14 protein-coding genes and 2 pseudogenes are annotated in these 16,701 nt (G+C 71.1%); 10 read left to right on the top strand and 6 right to left on the bottom strand.

Annotated elements, in window-relative coordinates; genetic code table 11:
• Positions 1–994 (top strand): phosphatidylglycerol lysyltransferase domain-containing protein (locus tag GT045_RS30625; protein ID WP_161336157.1); only part of this gene is annotated, 994 nt, incomplete at its 5' end.
• Between the two features lie 369 nt (positions 995–1,363).
• Here GT045_RS30625 and GT045_RS30620 read toward each other — a convergent pair.
• A pseudogene (locus tag GT045_RS30620) lies at positions 1,364–1,646 on the bottom strand (nitronate monooxygenase); the annotation flags it as partial.
• A 252-nt stretch (positions 1,647–1,898) separates the two neighbouring features.
• Between GT045_RS30620 and GT045_RS30615 the strand changes: the two are divergent.
• Positions 1,899–3,149, top strand: coding sequence for a saccharopine dehydrogenase NADP-binding domain-containing protein (locus GT045_RS30615; protein WP_161336156.1), 1,251 nt, complete (start codon positions 1,899–1,901; stop codon positions 3,147–3,149).
• A 142-nt stretch (positions 3,150–3,291) separates the two neighbouring features.
• A complete protein-coding gene (locus GT045_RS30610; protein WP_161336155.1) occupies positions 3,292–4,827 on the top strand; it encodes an AMP-binding protein in 1,536 nt (511 codons plus the stop codon).
• 96 nt (positions 4,828–4,923) lie between these two features.
• Here the strand turns inward: GT045_RS30610 and GT045_RS30605 are convergent, their stop codons facing one another.
• A complete protein-coding gene (locus GT045_RS30605) occupies positions 4,924–5,496 on the bottom strand; it encodes a TetR/AcrR family transcriptional regulator (RefSeq protein WP_161297108.1) in 573 nt (190 codons plus the stop codon).
• A 648-nt stretch (positions 5,497–6,144) separates the two neighbouring features.
• On the opposite strand from GT045_RS30605, the gene GT045_RS30600 reads away from it, so the two are divergent.
• The 6 genes from GT045_RS30600 to GT045_RS40130 all read left to right on the top strand — a co-directional run bounded on the left by GT045_RS30600 (position 6,145) and on the right by GT045_RS40130 (position 13,682).
• A complete protein-coding gene (locus GT045_RS30600; protein WP_161297110.1) occupies positions 6,145–7,677 on the top strand; it encodes an NAD(P)/FAD-dependent oxidoreductase in 1,533 nt (510 codons plus the stop codon).
• The gene (locus GT045_RS30595) at positions 7,674–8,591 is read left to right on the top strand and encodes an alpha/beta fold hydrolase (protein ID WP_161336154.1); all 918 of its coding nucleotides are present in this window, start codon (positions 7,674–7,676) and stop codon (positions 8,589–8,591) included. The genes GT045_RS30600 and GT045_RS30595 overlap by 4 nt, the downstream gene beginning before the upstream one ends.
• A gap of 80 nt (positions 8,592–8,671) precedes the next feature.
• A complete protein-coding gene (locus GT045_RS30590; protein WP_161297114.1) occupies positions 8,672–10,225 on the top strand; it encodes a GMC family oxidoreductase N-terminal domain-containing protein in 1,554 nt (517 codons plus the stop codon).
• Complete coding sequence (locus GT045_RS30585) at positions 10,225–11,943, top strand: aldehyde dehydrogenase family protein (protein WP_161336153.1); 1,719 nt, start codon at positions 10,225–10,227, stop codon at positions 11,941–11,943. Before GT045_RS30590 ends, GT045_RS30585 begins: the two co-directional genes overlap by 1 nt.
• 156 nt (positions 11,944–12,099) lie before the next feature.
• Complete coding sequence (locus GT045_RS30580) at positions 12,100–12,990, top strand: MBL fold metallo-hydrolase (RefSeq protein WP_161336152.1); 891 nt, start codon at positions 12,100–12,102, stop codon at positions 12,988–12,990.
• Positions 12,991–13,118: 128 nt separating this feature from the next.
• The gene (locus tag GT045_RS40130) at positions 13,119–13,682 is read left to right on the top strand and encodes a hypothetical protein (protein WP_237539002.1); all 564 of its coding nucleotides are present in this window, start codon (positions 13,119–13,121) and stop codon (positions 13,680–13,682) included.
• A 52-nt stretch (positions 13,683–13,734) separates the two neighbouring features.
• On the opposite strand, the gene GT045_RS40125 is transcribed toward GT045_RS40130, so the two are convergent.
• The 4 genes and pseudogenes from GT045_RS40125 to GT045_RS30565 form a co-directional block, all read right to left on the bottom strand.
• A complete protein-coding gene (locus GT045_RS40125) occupies positions 13,735–13,920 on the bottom strand; it encodes a hypothetical protein (protein WP_237539001.1) in 186 nt (61 codons plus the stop codon).
• Between the two features lie 252 nt (positions 13,921–14,172).
• Positions 14,173–14,715: an aminoglycoside adenylyltransferase gene (locus tag GT045_RS30570; RefSeq protein WP_345942805.1), complete on the bottom strand. Its 543-nt coding sequence runs from the start codon at positions 14,713–14,715 to the stop codon at positions 14,173–14,175.
• 242 nt (positions 14,716–14,957) lie between these two features.
• Positions 14,958–15,377 (bottom strand): annotated as a pseudogene (locus GT045_RS40120) (alpha/beta fold hydrolase); the annotation flags it as partial.
• Between the two features lie 76 nt (positions 15,378–15,453).
• Positions 15,454–16,104: a winged helix-turn-helix transcriptional regulator gene (locus GT045_RS30565; RefSeq protein ID WP_161336150.1), complete on the bottom strand. Its 651-nt coding sequence runs from the start codon at positions 16,102–16,104 to the stop codon at positions 15,454–15,456.
• Between the two features lie 112 nt (positions 16,105–16,216).
• Between GT045_RS30565 and GT045_RS30560 the strand changes: the two genes are divergently transcribed.
• Positions 16,217–16,513, top strand: coding sequence for a hypothetical protein (locus GT045_RS30560; protein ID WP_161336149.1), 297 nt, complete (start codon positions 16,217–16,219; stop codon positions 16,511–16,513).
• The last annotated feature ends 188 nt before the right edge of the window (positions 16,514–16,701 follow it).

The following is a 16,701-nucleotide window of genomic DNA, read 5'->3' as shown; positions in this document are numbered from 1 at the left end:
CGACTCGCTCGGCTACTTCGCGCTGCGCCGGGACAAGAGCGTCGTCTTCTCACCCACCGGCAAGGCCGCGGTGACTTACCGGGTGGTCGGCGGCGTCTCGCTGGCCTCGGCCGATCCGCTGGGCGATCCCGAGGCGTGGCCGGGGGCGATCGAGCGGTGGCTGACCGAGGCGCGCGAGCACGGGTGGACGCCCGCGGTGATGGGGGCGAGCGAACTGGGCGCCACCGTGTACGCCCGGCACGGGCTGGACGCGCTCGAACTGGGCGACGAAGCCGTCGTGGAGGTCGCCGACTTCAGTCTGGAGGGCCGTGCCATGCGCGGGGTGCGCCAGGCGTACCACCGGGTCCGCAGAGCCGGCTACACGGTGCGGATGCGGCGCCACGCCGACATCCGCGCCGAGGAGATGGCCCGGCTGGTGCGGCTGGCCGACGACTGGCGCGACGGGGACACCGAGCGGGGCTTCTCGATGGCTCTCGGACGGCTCGGCGACCCGGCCGACGGCGATTGCCTGATGCTCGAATGCGCGGACGCCGAAGGCAGGTTGAGAGCGCTCCTCAGTTTCGTCCCCTGGGGCGAGAAGGGACTGTCGCTGGATCTGATGCGACGGGACCGGGAGTCCGACAACGGCCTGATCGAGTTCATGGTGCTGGACCTGATCCGACGCGCGGACGAGGCCCGGATCACCCGGCTGTCCCTGAACTTCGCCGTGTTCCGGTCCGTCTTCGAGCGCGGGGCCCGGCTCGGCGCGGGACCGGTGCTGCGGGCGTGGCGCTCACTGCTCGCCTTCTTCTCCCGCTGGTGGCAGATCGAGTCCCTCTACCGTGCCAACGCCAAGTACCGCCCCGTCTGGGAGCCACGTTTCATGCTCTTCGAGAAGAGCACCGACGTGCTGCGCATCGGGCTCGCCGCCGCCCGCGCCGAGGGTTTCCTCACGGCGCCGGGCCTGCCGAAGTGGATGAACCGGGGGCAGTTGCAGCGGGGGCTCGACCTCTGACCCTGATCGCACGTGACGATGCAGGATCCGGGAACCGACGTCTCGCGGACATGCAGACCCGTCCGCCACAGTGCGGGGCGGACGCGGACGCGCCGTACCGGTCGCGCCCGAGGCGGGACCCGGCAGGTCGTCGCCGGTCCGGGGAGTGATCCCGAGACCCGGGCGTCCCACGCGGCCGGGCGGTGGGCTCTCGCCCGCGGTCGCATGTGACGTCCGGGTCCGCGGTCGTGGTGCGGTGCCCGGCACCCGCCTCCTGTTGCAGGGCAGGAACGGGACCGGTCCCCCATGTGCGCGGTCTGTTGTGCTACGCCGCTCGCGTACCGCACCGCGTCGATGCCGTCGACGCCCTCGACGGCGAGTGCTTCCGCCCGCGTTGCGCGCGACCCGCCCGGTGTTGCCGAACTCCCGGAAGACCAGTTGGGCGGCCCGTTCGTCGTTGGTGACGATCGGGTCCTTGACGTTCCGGTGCACGGGCGCCTCCGCGCCGGCGGCGAACCGGGGTGCCCATGCTCACGGCGCAGGCTCCGAGCGCGAGTGCGGCGGCGAGGCCATTGCCGGTCGCGAAGCCGCCGCTGGCGATGACCGGGATGTCCACCCGTCGCACGGCGGCGGGAACGAGGACCAGGCCGGGGATGTCCTCCTCGCCCAACGGGCGCTTCCCTGGGCCGACCCACCCTGCGGCGCCGGCGGGCATCCAGTCGATCTCATCGCGAACAAGGTCTTGACCGCCGCAGTGCCCCGGCGCATAAACTCGAACTCGATTCGACATCGGATCTCGCGTTCCTCGGCCCTGCCGGCCGGCCGCGACACGGAGGTCGCCGTACGTACTCGGCGACGGCAACAGAACGGAGCGGGTCATGGCCCACTGTCTTGACGTCGGAGTGCTCGAGGCCGGAGTCGTCGCGTGACGGGGCGGCGGGTCGTGTTCATCGGCGCCGCGGGCGAGATGTGCAAGGTCGCCATCGAGCGTTTCGCGCGGGCGGGAGGCGACTACGAGCTCACCCTGTGCGACATCCGGCCCGAGCTCCTGAAGCCGCTGGTGAAGAGGCTGCCGACCGGCCGGGTCAAGGTCCGGCGGCTCGACCTCTACGACCGGGACGCTCTCCTCGACGTGGTCGACGGCGCCGCCCTCGTCGTCCTCGGTGCGGGGCCCTACATCCGCACCTCGGAGCCCGTGATCACGGCCTGCATCGAGCTGAAGGTGCCGTACCTCGACTTCGACGACGACGTCGAGAGCACCCAGCATGCACTGGGCCTCGCCGAGCAGGCGCAGGAGGCGGGCGTTCCGCTCTACATCGGCTGCGGCGCCTCGCCGGGCATGAGCAATGTGCTGGCCGTGGACGCCGCGAGCGAACTGGACACGGTCGAGGACATCGAGATGTTCTGGACGGTCGGCGACGAGCGGCCGAACGTGGGCCGGGCGGTGATCCAGCACCTCATGCACATCGCCGCCGGCGACTGCCTGACGTGGGAGAACGGCGGACCGGTCACCCACCAGTCGTACGTCGAGACCGGTTCGGCGCCGATGGGCGGCGGCCTGGGCGAGACCCTGCTGTACGAGACGGCCCACCCGGAGCCCGTCACCATGCCCCGCCGCTTCCCTGCCGCGCAGCGGATCCGCTGCCTCGGCGGCATGGACCCGGCGCCGGTCAACGGCCTCGTCAAGGGTCTCGGCCAGGCGATCCAGTCGGGCCGGATGACCTCCGACGAAGCGGTCGACTTCATGATGGCGATCGTCAAGAGCCGCTTCGGCACTCCCTCGGGCTGGCGTCACGCTCTGAACGGCATGATGGCCCAGGTCCGCCGCGGCGAGAGCGGGGCGGGCGAGCTGCTCAAGTACCTCGGGGCCTCGGCCGTCCGCCGGCGGTACACCTGGCGGGGCGGCCTGCTGGCCCGGGTCCGCGGGACGCGCGACGGGCGCCCGGCCGTGGCCGTCCGTCGTACACCGGTCAGCGGGCCGGGCTCGTATCTCGTCGCCAGCATGGCCACGGTGACGGGGACCGCCTGCGCCGCGTTCATGGTGCTGGCCCTCGACGAGGCCGGGAAGCGCGCCGGTTCGTTCGCCCCGGAGGACTGGGCCGAGCCGGAACCCTTCTACGCCGCCCTGGAGCGCGTGGGGACACCGCGCCACGAGATCGTCGAGTCGGTGCGGTAGGAACGCTCCCGACCCGACCCTGACCAGGGCGTCGCCGCGACCGCGTACTCGGGAGGTCCGGGAGCGGCGATGCCCTGGTCGTCCACCATCGTCCTTCGCCTTCGTGTGCCGCCCGCCACGCCCATGCCCTGGAGCCGCCGAGATGCCCCGTCCCATCACCCCCGTCATGCGTTCGCGCAATCCGTTCCCTCAGGACGATCTGGTGAGGGACGCGGACGGTGTCCTCAGGTACCCGGACGCGCCCGCGACGCTGCTCGACGCGCTCCGTACCCACGTCGAGCTTCGCCCGGACGCCGAGGCGGTCGTCGAACTCGGCGGGGACCGGCTCACGTACGCGCAGCTGTGGCGGCGCGCCGCGCGGGTGGCCGGGGGGCTGCGGGCACGTGGCGTGACGGCCGGGGACCGGGTGGCCGTGCGGTACACGGCCGGTAGGGACTGGGCCCTCGCCTTCTGGGGCACCCTGTTGGCCGGGGGCATCGCCGTGGCGGTCAATTCCCGATCGACGCCCGTGGAGGTGGAGTCCGTCCTCGGCGACGCGGGCGTGAAGGTCGATCTTCCGGCCGATGCCCCGCTGCCGGACGGCGAACCGCATGTCACCACGGATGTCGTCGCCGCCGATGTGGCCGCGCTCTTCTACACCTCCGGTACGACCGGGCGTGCCAAGGGCGTGCCGATCACACACGAGGCGTTCGTGACCAACGCCGAGAACCTGATCCGCTGTCTCGGCATCCCCCGGGACGCCGGCTCCGAGCTGCGGACCCTGATCTCGGTGCCGCTGTTCCATGTCACCGGCTGCAACGCGCAGTTCGTCGTCGCCGCCTGCCTCGGCGGCACCTCGGTGATCATGCCCGGCCTTGATCTGCCACGGCTGGCGGCGGCGCTGGCGGAGGAACGGATCTCGTTCCTCGTGACCGTGCCCGCGGTGTACGCACTGCTGCTGCGGCACCCGGCCTTCACCGGTGCCGACGTCTCCGGGGTCCGCTGGCTCGCGTACGGCGGTGCCCCGGTCGCGCCGTCGCTCGTACGCCGGCTGAAGGAAGCCTTCCCGGCGGCTGCAGTGATCAACGGTTACGGCATGACCGAGACGGCGTCGCTGATCACCGTCCTGCCGGACCGGGACGCCGCCGAACACGCGGACTCCGTCGGCTACGCGGTGCCGTCGGTGGAGCTCGGCGTCGTCCCGATCGGCGACGACCCGTACACGGGCGAACTGGTGGTCCGGGGAGTCACGGTGACCACCGGCTACTGGCGCCGGCCGGATGCCACGGCACAGGCGATCAGGAACGGATGGCTGCACACCGGGGACATCGTCCGGGTCGACGAGACCGGACGCATCCACATCGTCGACCGGATCAAGGACATCATCAACCGCGGCGGCGAGAACATCTCCAGCGTCGAGGTCGAGGCGGTCCTGCTCTCCGCCCCCGGAGTCGCCGACGCCGCCGTCCTCGCCGTACCCGACGACGTCATGGGGGAGAAGGTCGGAGCGGTCCTCTTCGGGGACGGGGCGGAGATCGATGTCGCCGAGGTGCTCGCGCACTGCGGGGAGCGGCTCGCCGACTTCAAGGTTCCGCAGTACGCCACGGTCGTCACCGAGGCGCTGCCGCGCAACGCGGGAGGGAAGCTCCTCAAGAACCGGCTGCGCGACCAGGTGCGGTGGGGTGGCCCGCTGCGTTAGCCGGTCTGCGGGGGGGCGCCCACCCGTCGGGCGCGCCGCTCGCGTCAGCGTGTCTCTTCGGGGGCGTAGGTCAGCGTGTCTCTTCGGAGGCGCAGGTCAGCGTGTCTCTTCGGAGGCGTAGGTCTCCAGGTACGCGGTGACGAGGCGGCGCGCCTCGTCGATCGTGGCGTCGTCCCCGGCCGGCGAGCGCCGGAACGCGATCTCGAAGAGCCTGGTGCCGGTCTCGAAGGCGAGGAGCAGGGCGAGCAGGGGCGTGTCGGCCGCTACGAAGCGCTGTTCGACGAGGTGGTGCCAGAGCCGTTCCGCCTGCGCCTCGTCGAAGGCGCGCACCATCTCGTCGAGCGTGGTGTGGCGGCCCGCGAACCACAGTTCCGTGCAGCTGCGGTGACGGCGGAGATGGTCGAGGAGCAGATCGATCATGGCGTCGACGGCCTCGCGCAGCGTCTGCGCCCTCGGTTCGGCCAGCATGGCGCCGATGCGCCCGTCCAGCTCGCTCAGGTGTCGCTGCAGCAGTTCGGCGTCGACCTGGTACCGGTCGGCGAAGTAGTGGTACATCGAAGCGGCCGGGATGCCGGCCCGCTCGCCGGTCGCCTTCAGCGTGGCCGCCTCGTAGCCCTTCTCGGCGAGCAGGGCTTCGGCGGCGTCGAGGATGGCCTTCCTGCGCTCCATCCCGCGCCGCTGGGCCGCCGGGCGAGCTGGGACGCGGCTTGTCGCATTTTTACCGAACACGATTCGAGATCGTATCAGCCTCGCGGCCCCCCTTCCCGCTCGACACGTATTGACACACTCTGAACACTCCCTAAACTCGAATTCGAATTCGCATCGACTTTGGTGACCGAGCCGAACGGAGAAGTCCATGCCCCGCAGCGGGGAGGCCGTGGCGACCGAGCGACTGGTCGCCGGAGACGCCGAGGCCGTGAGCATCGGAACGCGAGCCCGACGCCCCGGCCGAGGCCGTCACCACGTCGGCGGCACGCGTCCCAGGCCCGGAGTTCCCGGACATGCCGACGACACCGCCCACAAGGACGCGGTGGTCGCACAGACGATCGACACCTCCGGCGGTGCCGACCTCCTGGCCGACCACACCGGTACGACAACGCCGTCCGGCTCCACCGAGCCGGCGGCGGGTCGCAGGACTTCCCACTCGCCCGCGTCCACGGCGCCGGCATCTGCCCACTGCGCCCGGCCGACGGCGCCGACGAGGTGCGCAAGAGCGCCCACGTCCACGCCGGCCTGAGCCGCCGGGCGGTCGCCGGCGACTGCCCGGCGGCGGCCGACCCCTCGCAGCCCCTCCCCCACCACGGCCAGGAGCCACCCGTGACTGACACGACCACCAGCAGGACCGCGCCGCCGCCCGGCTCGCCCACGGACGTCGACGTGCTGATCATCGGCGCCGGGATCTCCGGCCTCGGCGCGGCCTCCCATCTCAAGGCCCGCCGCCCGGGCACGTCCTTCCTGATCCTGGAGGGCCGCGACGCCATCGGTGGGACGTGGGACCTGTTCCGGTACCCCGGCATCCGGTCCGACTCCGACATGCCCACCTTCGGTTACGGCTTCAGGCCGTGGACCCACCGCAAGTCCATCGCCGACGGACACCTCATCCTCGACTACCTGCGGCAGACCGCCGACGACTACGGGCTGGCCCGCCACACCCGCTTCGGCCACCGGGTCGTCAGCGCGGACTTCTCGTCCGCGAAGGGACGGTGGACCGTCACCGCGCAGCACCGCGGCAGCCGGAAGCAGGCGAGATTCACCGCACGCTTCCTTTTCCTCGGCACCGGCATGTACGACCACGACGCCGGATTCACACCGGAGTTCACAGGCATCGAGGACTTCACCGGCACGGTGATCCACCCGCAGCACTGGCCGGCGGGCCTCGACCACACAGGCAAGCATGTCATCGTGATCGGCAGCGGTGCCACAGCGATCACCCTCGTCCCCTCGATGGCCCGCACGGCCGCCCACGTCACCATGCTGCAGCGATCACCGAGCTACGTGTTCTCCGTGCCGGCCCACGACGTGCCGGCCCACGCACTGCGGAAACTGGTCGGGCGCAGGCGGGCGCACCGGATGGTCCGGCGCAAGAACATCTTGTTCACGCGTGCGATCTACAAGGCCAGCCGGCGCATGCCGAAACTCATGCGCCGGCTGCTCATCGCCGACGTGCGCCGGCGACTCCCCCGGCACTTCGACGTCGACACCCACTTCACGCCGCGCTACGACCCCTGGGACCAGCGGCTGTGCGTCGTGCCCGACGGCGATCTGTTCAAGGCGATCTCGGCCGGGCGGGCCTCGGTCGTCACCGACCACATCGACCGGTTCACCGGAACCGGCATCCTGCTGAAGTCCGGCCAGGAACTGACCGCCGACATCATCGTCACCGCGACCGGGCTCACCATGTCGCCCTTCGGCGGAATCCGGCTGAGCGTCGACGGCCGCGAAACGAAACCCTCGGACACGACGGCGTACAAGGCGATGATGCTGTCCGGCGTGCCGAACCTCGTCTTCGCGCTCGGATACACGAACCTCTCCTGGACGCTCAAGGTCGATCTGGTCTGCGAGCACTTCTGCCGTCTGCTCGACCACATGGACGCCCACGGTCACGACACCGTCGAGCCCGTCCTCGACGACCCGACCGTCGAACGGGTGCCGTACATGGACCTGAGCTCCAACTACGTCCTGCGGGGCATCGGGGAGTTCCCCCGGGCGGGGACGAGCGGTCCGTGGACCGTGGAGATGGCCTACGAACGGGACGTCGAGCGGCTGCGTCGGGGGCCGGTCGAGGACAGCGCACTCCGGTTCACCTCCGGCGGCCCGGTGCCGTCGGCCCGGCCGGGGGCGGCACGGTGAAGCGCGACCTCACCTTCGTCAGCCACGGCGTCCGCTGCGCCGCCTGGCACGTACCGGCCGCCGGCGACGTCCTGGCCGGCCCGGGCGGACGTCCCTGCGTGGTCATGGCCCACGGCTTCGGCGGCACTCGGGACAGCGGCCTGCTGAACTATGCCGAAGGCTTCGCCGCGGCCGGCATGGACGCCTTCGTCTTCGACTACCGCGGCTTCGGCGACTCCGACGGCGCCCCGCGCCAGGACGTCTCGGTCCGCCGCCAGCGGCAGGACTACCACGCGGCCCTGGCGGCCGCCCGGCGGCTGCCCGGCGTCGATCCGCGCCGGATCGTGCTGTGGGGCGTGTCGTACGCCGGCGGACACGCCCTCGTGGTCGCCGCCCAGGACGCTCGTGTCGCGGCGGTCGTGTCGCTGACGCCCGTGACCGACGGTCTCGCCTCGCTGGCCAATGTCGTGCGGCATGCCGGGGTCGGCCGGCTGCTGCGCCTGGCGGGGCACGGGCTGCGTGACACCGCTCGCGCCCTCACCGCCCGGCCACCGCACCACGTACCGGTCGTCGCGGAGCCCGGGACGCTCGCCATGATGGGGCTCCCCCGGGCACCGGAGATCTGCGCGTCGTTCGTCGGCCCCACCTTTCGCAACGAGGTGTGCGCACGCGCGGCACTGAAGGTCGGCCTGAACCGGCCCACCAGCTACGTCCGGCGCCTGGACTGCCCGATCCTCGTGCAGATCGGCACGAGGGACCGCATCGCACCCGGCAGGGCGGCCCGGCGCACCGCCCGGAAGGCCGGCCGCGGGGAGCTGCTCGATTACCCCGTGGACCACCTGGACGTCTACGCGGGGCCGGGACAGCAGCGGGCGCTGGCCGACCAGCTCGCCTTCCTCACACGCGTCCTCCATCCGACGCCTTCGCCCCGTTGACCGGGACGGCGCCGGGCTCCTCGCAAGCCGGTACCTCCCTCTTCTCCACGCCACCACGCTGTATTCGTTCAAGGGACGGGATGAGCATGTACGACTACGTCATCGTCGGCGCAGGATCCGCGGGCTGCGTCCTCGCGGCGCGGCTCTCGGAGGACCCCGACGTGCGGGTCGCGCTGATCGAGGCCGGCGGCCCCGACACCGCGCAGGAGATCCACGTCCCGGCCGCCTTCCCGCAGTTGTTCAAGTCCGGGGTCGACTGGGACCTCGACTCCGACCCGGAACCTGGCCTCGGCGGACGGCGGACCTATCTGCCACGGGGCAAGGTGTTCGGCGGCTCCAGCTCCATCAACGCGATGATCTACATCCGGGGCAACCGCGCCGACTACGACGGCTGGGCCGCGGCCGGGGCGACCGGCTGGTCGTACACCGACGTGCTGCCGTACTTCCGGCGTTCGGAGGGCAACGAGCGGGGCGCGGACCCCTACCACGGGGCCGGCGGCCCGCTGACGGTGAGCGACGGCAGGTCCGGGCACCTGCTCGCCTCGGCCTTCGTGCGGGCCGCCGAACAGGCCGGGCACAAGTCCAACGACGACTTCAACGGTGAGACGCAGTTCGGTGTCGGCCGCTACCAGTTGACGCAGCGCGGCGGTCTTCGCTGCAGCGCCGCCGTCGCCTACTTGCACCCCGCTCTCGACCGGCCGAACCTCACCGTGCTCCCCTCGGCCCGCGCCCATCGCGTGGTGATCGAGGGCGGCCGGGCAGCGGGTGTCGAGGTCGGACGCGCGGGCGACGTCGAGGTGTTGCGGGCCGAGCGCGAGGTGATCCTCTCCGCAGGGGCCTACGAGTCACCGAAGCTTCTGATGCTGTCCGGCATCGGTCCCGCCCCCGCCCTGTCCGCCGTCGGCATCGACGTCGTCCGTGACCTGCCGGTCGGGCAGGGCCTCCAGGACCACTACATGACTCTGCTCAACTTCCTTACCGACGCCGAATCCCTGCTCGGCGCGGCGAGCCCCGAGAACGCGGCCCTGCTGCGGGACGAGAGCCGCGGCCCGCTCACCTCCAACGTGGGGGAGGCCGGCGGCTTCTTCCGCACCCGCCCCGAACTGGACGCACCCGACGTGCAGTTCCACGCCGCTCCCGTGCTCTTCCACCAGGAGGGACTCGGCGCGCCGATCGGCCACGGCTTCTCCTTCGGCCCGTGCGTGGTCGCCCCGACGAGCCGCGGAGCGGTGACCCTGCGCTCCGCGCGCCCGGACGCGGCGCCCCGGATCGTGCACAACTACCTGACGACCCCCCAGGACCGGGAGTGCATCGTCGCGGGCATCCGGATCGCCCTGGACATCGCCGCTCAGCCGGCGGTGGCCGAGCTGGTCACCGGGCCCTTCGACGTCCCGGCCGCGCACGCGGACGCGGACCTCCTCGCCTGGGCGCAGCGGTCCGGGCAGACGCTCTACCACCCGACGTCGACGTGTGCGATCGGTGCGGTGGTCGATCCGGAGCTGCGGGTGTACGACGTGCCGGGCCTGCGGGTGGTCGACGCCTCCGTCTTCCCGACGGTGCCGCGCGGCAACACCAACGCGCCCACGATCATGGCGGCGGAGAAGGCCGCCGACCTCATCAAGGGAGCCGCGTGATGACCGCCGCCCTGCCGTCCACCGCACAGAGGTGGCAGATCGACCAAGCCGTCGACGACCTCGTCCGTGGTGAGGCCGCCTGGGCCGCCTGCGACCTGGCGAAGCGACGGGAACTGCTCCTGCGGATGAGCGCGGCCACCGCCGAAGCGGCAGAGGCATGGGTGCGCGCGGCCGTCGCCTACAAGCGTCTGCCGAGCGGCAGCCCGCTCGTCGGCGAGGAATGGATCACCGGTCCCTACCCGGTGCTGACCTCTCTCGGTGCGCTCGCCGGAAGCATCACCGCCCTGGCAGAGAGCCGCAGCCCCGTCGACGGGTTCTCCTTCGGCCGAGCGCCCGGCGGACGGGTGGCGGTCCGCGTCCTGCCGCACAGCATCTGGGACCGCCTGCTGTTGAACGGTTTCGACGCCGAGGTGTGGATGCAGCCCGGCATCACTGAGGAGCAGGTGCGGAGGACCGCGGGTCTCGCCCTTCTCCGCCCGGCCGACACCCGGGGCGTGGGCGTCGTGCTCGGCGCCGGGAACATCACCTCGATCCCGATCCTGGACGTCCTCTACGAACTGTACGCACACAACCGGGTGGTGGCCCTCAAACTCAACCCGGTCACCGACGGGCTCCTGGCTGTCTTCGAAAGGGTGCTGGCGCCACTGATCGACCTCGGGGCGGTCCGGCTCCTCATCGGTGGCGCCGATGTCGGCACGTGCCTGGTGCACCACCCGAAAATCCGCCATGTCCACATGACCGGCAGCGCCGCGACCCATGACGCGATCGTCTACGGTCCGGGCGCAGAGGGCACCGGCCGCAAGAAGGCAGGCACGCCGCTGCTCGACAAGCCGGTCACCAGCGAGCTGGGCGGGGTGTCCCCCACGATCGTGCTGCCGGGTGGTTGGTCCGAGGCGGATCTGCGCTACCAGGCCGAGCACATCGCCACCCAGAAGCTGCACAACAACGGCTACAACTGCGTGGCGAGCCAGGTGGTCGTCGTCAGCTCCGACTGGGCGCAGAAGGACCGCTTCCTGGCGCACCTGCGAGCCGCACTGGCCGACGCGCCCGCCCGCCCCGCGTACTACCCCGGCAGCGACGACCGGACAGCCCGCGCCCTCGACACGTACGGCGACACCGCCGAACGTATCGGCGCAGGCCGCGTGCTGATCACAGCTCTCGACCCGGCGGACCCCGGACCGGCTCTGACCACGGAGCACTTCGCCCCCGTCCTCGCCGTCCTGGAACTTCCCGGCGACGCACGTCAGTTCCTCGCCGAGGCGGTCCGCACCGCGAACGAGGAGTTCGCCGGCACGCTCGGCGTGAACCTGATCGCCCATCCGGGCACCATGGCCTTGCTCGGCCCCGCGCTGGACGAGGCAATCGCCGAACTCCGTTACGGAACGATCGCGTTGAACGCCTGGACCGGCGTCGGCTATCTCACCGCGACCGCCTCCTGGGGCGCCTTCCCAGGGCACACCCTCGACGACGTGCAGAGCGGCATCGGCGTCGTGCACAACGCGCTGCTGCTGGACGGCCCCGAGCGCACCGTGGTCCGGGGGCCGTTCCGTCCCGCGCCCCGGGCGCTCCTGCACGGGAAGACGACCCTGTCCCCCAAACCGCCGTGGTTCGTCACCAACCGCACCGCGGCCACCACAGGCCGGCTCCTCGCCGACTTCGCTGCGGCTCCCCGCTGGTCCGCCCTCCCGAGGATCTTCGCCTCCGCGCTGCGCGGCTGACTCAGCCCCACCCCGGCGGCCGTGGCCGCCGGGGCCCACTCCCCCTCGGGCCCGCCACCGGAAGCACCACCCGGCGGCACAGCCCGGCAGCAGCGCCACAGTCCTCGCCCCCCGGATCCGATCACCGCGACTCACGCGGACGAAGGAGAGCCTGCCTTGCCCACCACCGCATATGCGGTACGGCGGTACGGCGAAGTCACCGTGCTGACGGGCCCCGAACAGGGCGCCTACCCCTACGCCAACTCCGTGCTCGTGCGCGGCACCGCCGAGACACTGGTCATCGACCCTTCGCTGTCACTCGTCGGTACGGCACCGCCTGCGGATCTGGTCCTCGTGAGCCACGCGCACGAGGACCACGTCGCAGGTCTCGCCGACTACGAGGTGCCCGTCCGCATCCACGAGAAGGATCTGGCCGCGCTGCGCTCGACCGAGGTCATGGTCGCCGGCTACGGCCTCCCCCCGGACGCCGCCGAGCGCGCTCGCACGAGTCTGCGCGACCGCTTCCACGTGCGGGATCGCCCCGACGCCACGGGATTCGAGGACGGCACGGTGTTCGACCTCGGTGGCCGCACCGTCACCGTCGTACACCTCCCGGGCCACACGCGGGGCCACAGCGGCTTCCTGATCGAGCCGGACGGCTTCCTCTACGTGGCGGACATCGATCTGACCTCGTTCGGTCCTTACTACGGAGATGTCGGCAGCAGTCTCACCGCCTTCGAATCCTCCATGCGCCGGTGCCGGGAGATCGGCGTCCGCTGGTACGGCACGGCTCATCAGAAGGGTGTGATCGAGGGCGCCGGAGAGTTCCGTAGGCGGCTCGACGAATTCGCCGCCGTGACGGAGAGGCGCGACACAGCCCTGCTGGCATTTCTGGACGCGCCTCGAACCGTCGAGGAGATCGCCGGGCACAGACTGGTCTACCGCCCTCACGTCAAGGGCCCGCAGGTGGACCCGGTCGAGCGACGGACCGCGGTGCGGCATCTGAACCGGCTGATCGACACGGGACTGGTCACGGAGGTCGAGAAGGGCAGGTTCCGCGCGACGTAGCACCCGCGCCGCCCTCCCCTTCCGCGTGGCGGTCCTGGCCGGAGTGGGAGGCTGTGCCGGACAGCTCGTTCAAGAGGACTCCTCCGTCGCCGAGTTGGTGGTGAAGGGCCGGTTCCGGTCAGTTCGTCATGGACCGGCAGCGGGCGGCGGCCGACCTCAACACGGGTGGCCGCGGCCCGTTTCAGCATGGCCCTGAGCGGGCCGGATTCCTCTCCGGACCGCTCGCGCCGGGGCGGGGGCGGGGCGCCGCCGGTGGTGGTCCGGCGGCCTTGGCCGGTGGTGGTCCGGCAGCCATGGCCGGTGGTGGTCCGGCAGCCATGGCCGGTGGGCAGTCCGTCCCCGTGCGTCTCCTCGACGACGCGGACGCCGCGGCCGACGGCTCGCGGGTGGACGGCCAGGAGCGTCTCGCTGTCGGCGTCGGGATCGGCGCAGTGCAGCATGACCCGCGACTTCGTGGCCCCGAACTCCTCCGATTGGCGGGGCCGGACGCGTCGGGCGGCCACCGAGCAGCGGTTGCCGCCGAACGCGACCAGGCAGTCCTTGCCGACCGGCCGCAGATGCCGCTCGGCCACCAGACACGGAGTCGGCGGCAGCGGCTTGAGGGCCGCGTGGTCGCGGGCACCTCGCTCGCCGATGACATCCCGATGCGTCTTGTGGATCCGGGCCCGTCGCTGCGGCACCCAGGTCACTGAGGCGGCGTCCGTCTCCCCGATGGAAGAGAAGGCCCGTCCGGCCAGGACGTGGTCACGGGACGATGAGGACCTGTCGCTCGCCCCGGCCTTCGCCGGTGGGGCGGTAGGCGGCCAGGCCGGCGATGTCGAAGTCGTAGTGGCCGGCGAAGCCGACCGCCTCCGGGTGCAGCGGGACCACCGCACCGGGGGCGACGTGACGGCGGACGACCGTTCTGGTGCGGCCGTGGACGATCGTCATCGGCACCCAGCCGAAGGGCGCGAATGCCCGGCGGTGGCAGTCGAAGAAGGTCTGCAGGTCCTGGCTGGTGGTGAAGCAGCAGAACGGGTCGCGGGAGTGTCGACCCGCGGCGCGGACTCGTCGATCACACTCGCCCGGGACCGTCCGCTCGGTGACCGGCGTGGTGGGGTGGCCGGGCCCGGCGCCGAGAGGACCTTGCGGACCGTCGACGTTCAGGTGTACGCCGACATCGTTCAGGTGTACGCCGACACCTCATGCCGGGCGAGCGCCCTGCTCTCGCAGAGCCGCTTCCAACCGGCTGATGTCCTCGGTGTCCTTCCTGCGACGTGGCCGACCCGGGACCCAGACCGGCATCATCTGCTTGATCTCGATCTGGGCGCGGGGACTGATGATCCGGCATCGGAGTGCCCCGATGCGGCCCACAGGAGCATCGAGCATGCCCTCCGGCCACACCTCGCCGGCCCAGGGACCGCCAGCGACCACAACGCGCCCGAACCGGTCCTTGCTCAAGAGAGCGAAGCTGCTCTCCACGCCCTGCTTGCAGAAATCGAGCTGCTGATCGGCAGGCGGCCCGGACAGAGGCTCATAGCCGAAACGCAGCAGGCCGTCGGTCAGAGCAGGAGCATCCTCCGCCCAGGCGAACCAGTCGATGTCCACATGGTCACGGGTGACCTCGCCGATGAAGAAGTCCATGGCCCACCCCCCGCGGAGCCACACCTCTACACCGAGAGTCTTCGAGATCTCCACCGTCTCGCCGATCAGCCGAAGCTGCCGAGCACTGCGCTCACTGTCCACAGCCAAGCACGCTATGCGGCAACGCCGCCCGTAGCACTCGATTTCCGGCTGCCAGAACAGGTGAACGTTGCCTGATGCGGCACCAGCCCGGTTGGGCCACGCGGACATGGCGCAACCGGCTGGGGGCGGCGGCCGGTCGCCCCTGCGGCCGTTACAGCAGCGAGGTCAGCGGATGCAGCTGGCCAGCCAGGGGGGTGGGGGCTGCCCGTGAGCGGGTTGGTGGGTCTCTCCCGGGAAGTCCGCAAGCCGGTAGCCCATCCCTCACCGATCGGGCCGCCCCCGAGGAACTCGGCGGCGACCCCCCGCGACGGGAACGGGGTCGACCACGCCTCGAGCCATCCGCCGATCCCGGACTGCACGTTCGGGTTCGGGTCGCGGGACCGGTTTCCATGAGGACGACAGCTCGTACGAGGTGGGGGGCGGCGGCGGTTAGCAGGGCGGTGTGGCCGCCCAGCGACTGAGCCGCAAGGACGGGCCGGTGCAGCGCGGCTCACTTCGCTCAGGCGGCGTCAGCTGGCGCCGTGGCCGCACCGGTCGACGGCGACGACCCCGTAGCCCGGGCTCAGGACCTCGGCGAGGGGGTCCCGTTCGCCGGCGTGTCCGGCGAGGCCGTGCAGCAGGACTACGGGCGCCCCCGAGCCGCCCCGGTCACGGCAGGACAGGCGGACACCCTGGCGTTCCGCAGTGCGTTCGGACCAGGTGCTCCGGTCGCCTCTGGGGGTGGTGGTGCGGTGGCGTTCATGAGAAGCGGAACATCTCCGTGAACCGGCTGAGCAAAGCGGGATCTCCTTCCAGGCGCACAGTGCCCTCGGAGACTGCTTCGACAGGGGTCTTGCTGCCGTTCATCAGTTCCATGATCGCTTTGTCGGTAAGCCTTTCGATGACGAGGTCGGGGGCTGGATGCACGCCGATGCCAACAGCCAGTTCGCCATCGGTGACCTGCAGGCGGATGCTGAAGTCGCCCATGCGGACTTCAAAGCCGATGGCGCCGCCCGGCGCCACTTCGGACCGATAGGTGGTGCGGAAGGACATGGCCACCGACTCCGCGGTGATGGCCTCGCCTGGGCGGGGCGCCGTCATCGTCCGGGCGCCCCAGCGCCCCAGCGCGATCAGCGCGGGTTCGAGATCACGGCCGTAGTCAGTGAGTTCGTAAACGACTGCGCGCGCGGGGTGAGACAACGCCCGGCGGGTCGCCAGCCCGGCCTCTTCGAGCTGCTTGAGGCGGGTCGACAGGACGTTGGTGGGGATGGCGGGCAGGCCGTTGCGCAGGTCCGTATAGCGCTGGGGCCCGTTGAGCAGGTTGCGGACGATCAGCATGGCCCACCGTTCGCCGACCATCTCCATCGCCCGGGCCAGGCCGCAGAACTGTCCGTACTCGCGAGTCGCCATGATGCACATCGTAACGCAAAGTGCTGTTGACAAAGTCTGCTTGCAAAAGACAAGCTCACTTCTCGTTCGGATGTCGCAGGTTTCCCGAGGGCCTCTCACGTGGAGTGTTCACATGACAGCAGGACGCAAGATCAGGGCCGGACTGTTCGTATCCCTGGACGGCGCCGTGAAAAGCCCGGAGAAGTGGGGCATGCCCTACACCACCGGCGAGGCGGCCGAGGCGGTGACGCGACTGTCCGACGATGCCGACTCCGCTCTGCCGGGCCGCAGCACCTATGAGATGTGGGGTTCGTTCTTCCCGGACGTCACCAGCGAGCAGGCGCCCACTGCCGACTGGCTGAACGCCGCGCCGAAGTACGTCGTCTCCTCCGCTCTCACGAGGTCGGTCAGTGGCAGGGCAGCCGCCTGATCACGGGCGACGACATCGCCGGCCAGATCTGGGCCCTCAGCAGCAGCCCGGCAGCAACATCGACGTCGGCGGCAGCATCACTCTCGTCCAGTGGCTCATGAGCAACGTCCTGCTGGACGACCTCTACCTGCACATCGCCCCCGTCATCGCCGGCAACGGCACCGGCACCGGCACCGGCACCGGCACCG

The sequence above is a fragment of the Streptomyces sp. SID486 genome, assembly GCF_009865385.1.
GTDB lineage: Bacteria > Actinomycetota > Actinomycetes > Streptomycetales > Streptomycetaceae > Streptomyces.
Note: the sequence above shows the minus strand (reverse complement) of the source record. Positions and strands in the feature narration are given on the sequence as shown.

What these genes read in the sequence shown, in the direction of transcription:
- GT045_RS30610 (WP_161336155.1), top strand. Translation starts at nt 3,292, where the DNA reads ATGCCCCGTCCCATCACCCCCGTCATGCGTTCGCGCAATCCGTTCCCT.
- GT045_RS30605 (WP_161297108.1), bottom strand. Translation starts at nt 5,496, where the DNA reads ATGGAGCGCAGGAAGGCCATCCTCGACGCCGCCGAAGCCCTGCTCGCC.
- GT045_RS30590 (WP_161297114.1), top strand. Translation starts at nt 8,672, where the DNA reads ATGAGCATGTACGACTACGTCATCGTCGGCGCAGGATCCGCGGGCTGC.
- GT045_RS30585 (WP_161336153.1), top strand. Translation starts at nt 10,225, where the DNA reads ATGACCGCCGCCCTGCCGTCCACCGCACAGAGGTGGCAGATCGACCAA.
- GT045_RS40130 (WP_237539002.1), top strand. Translation starts at nt 13,119, where the DNA reads ATGGACCGGCAGCGGGCGGCGGCCGACCTCAACACGGGTGGCCGCGGC.
- GT045_RS40125 (WP_237539001.1), bottom strand. Translation starts at nt 13,920, where the DNA reads ATGACGATCGTCCACGGCCGCACCAGAACGGTCGTCCGCCGTCACGTC.
- GT045_RS30565 (WP_161336150.1), bottom strand. Translation starts at nt 16,104, where the DNA reads ATGGCGACTCGCGAGTACGGACAGTTCTGCGGCCTGGCCCGGGCGATG.
- GT045_RS30560 (WP_161336149.1), top strand. Translation starts at nt 16,217, where the DNA reads ATGACAGCAGGACGCAAGATCAGGGCCGGACTGTTCGTATCCCTGGAC.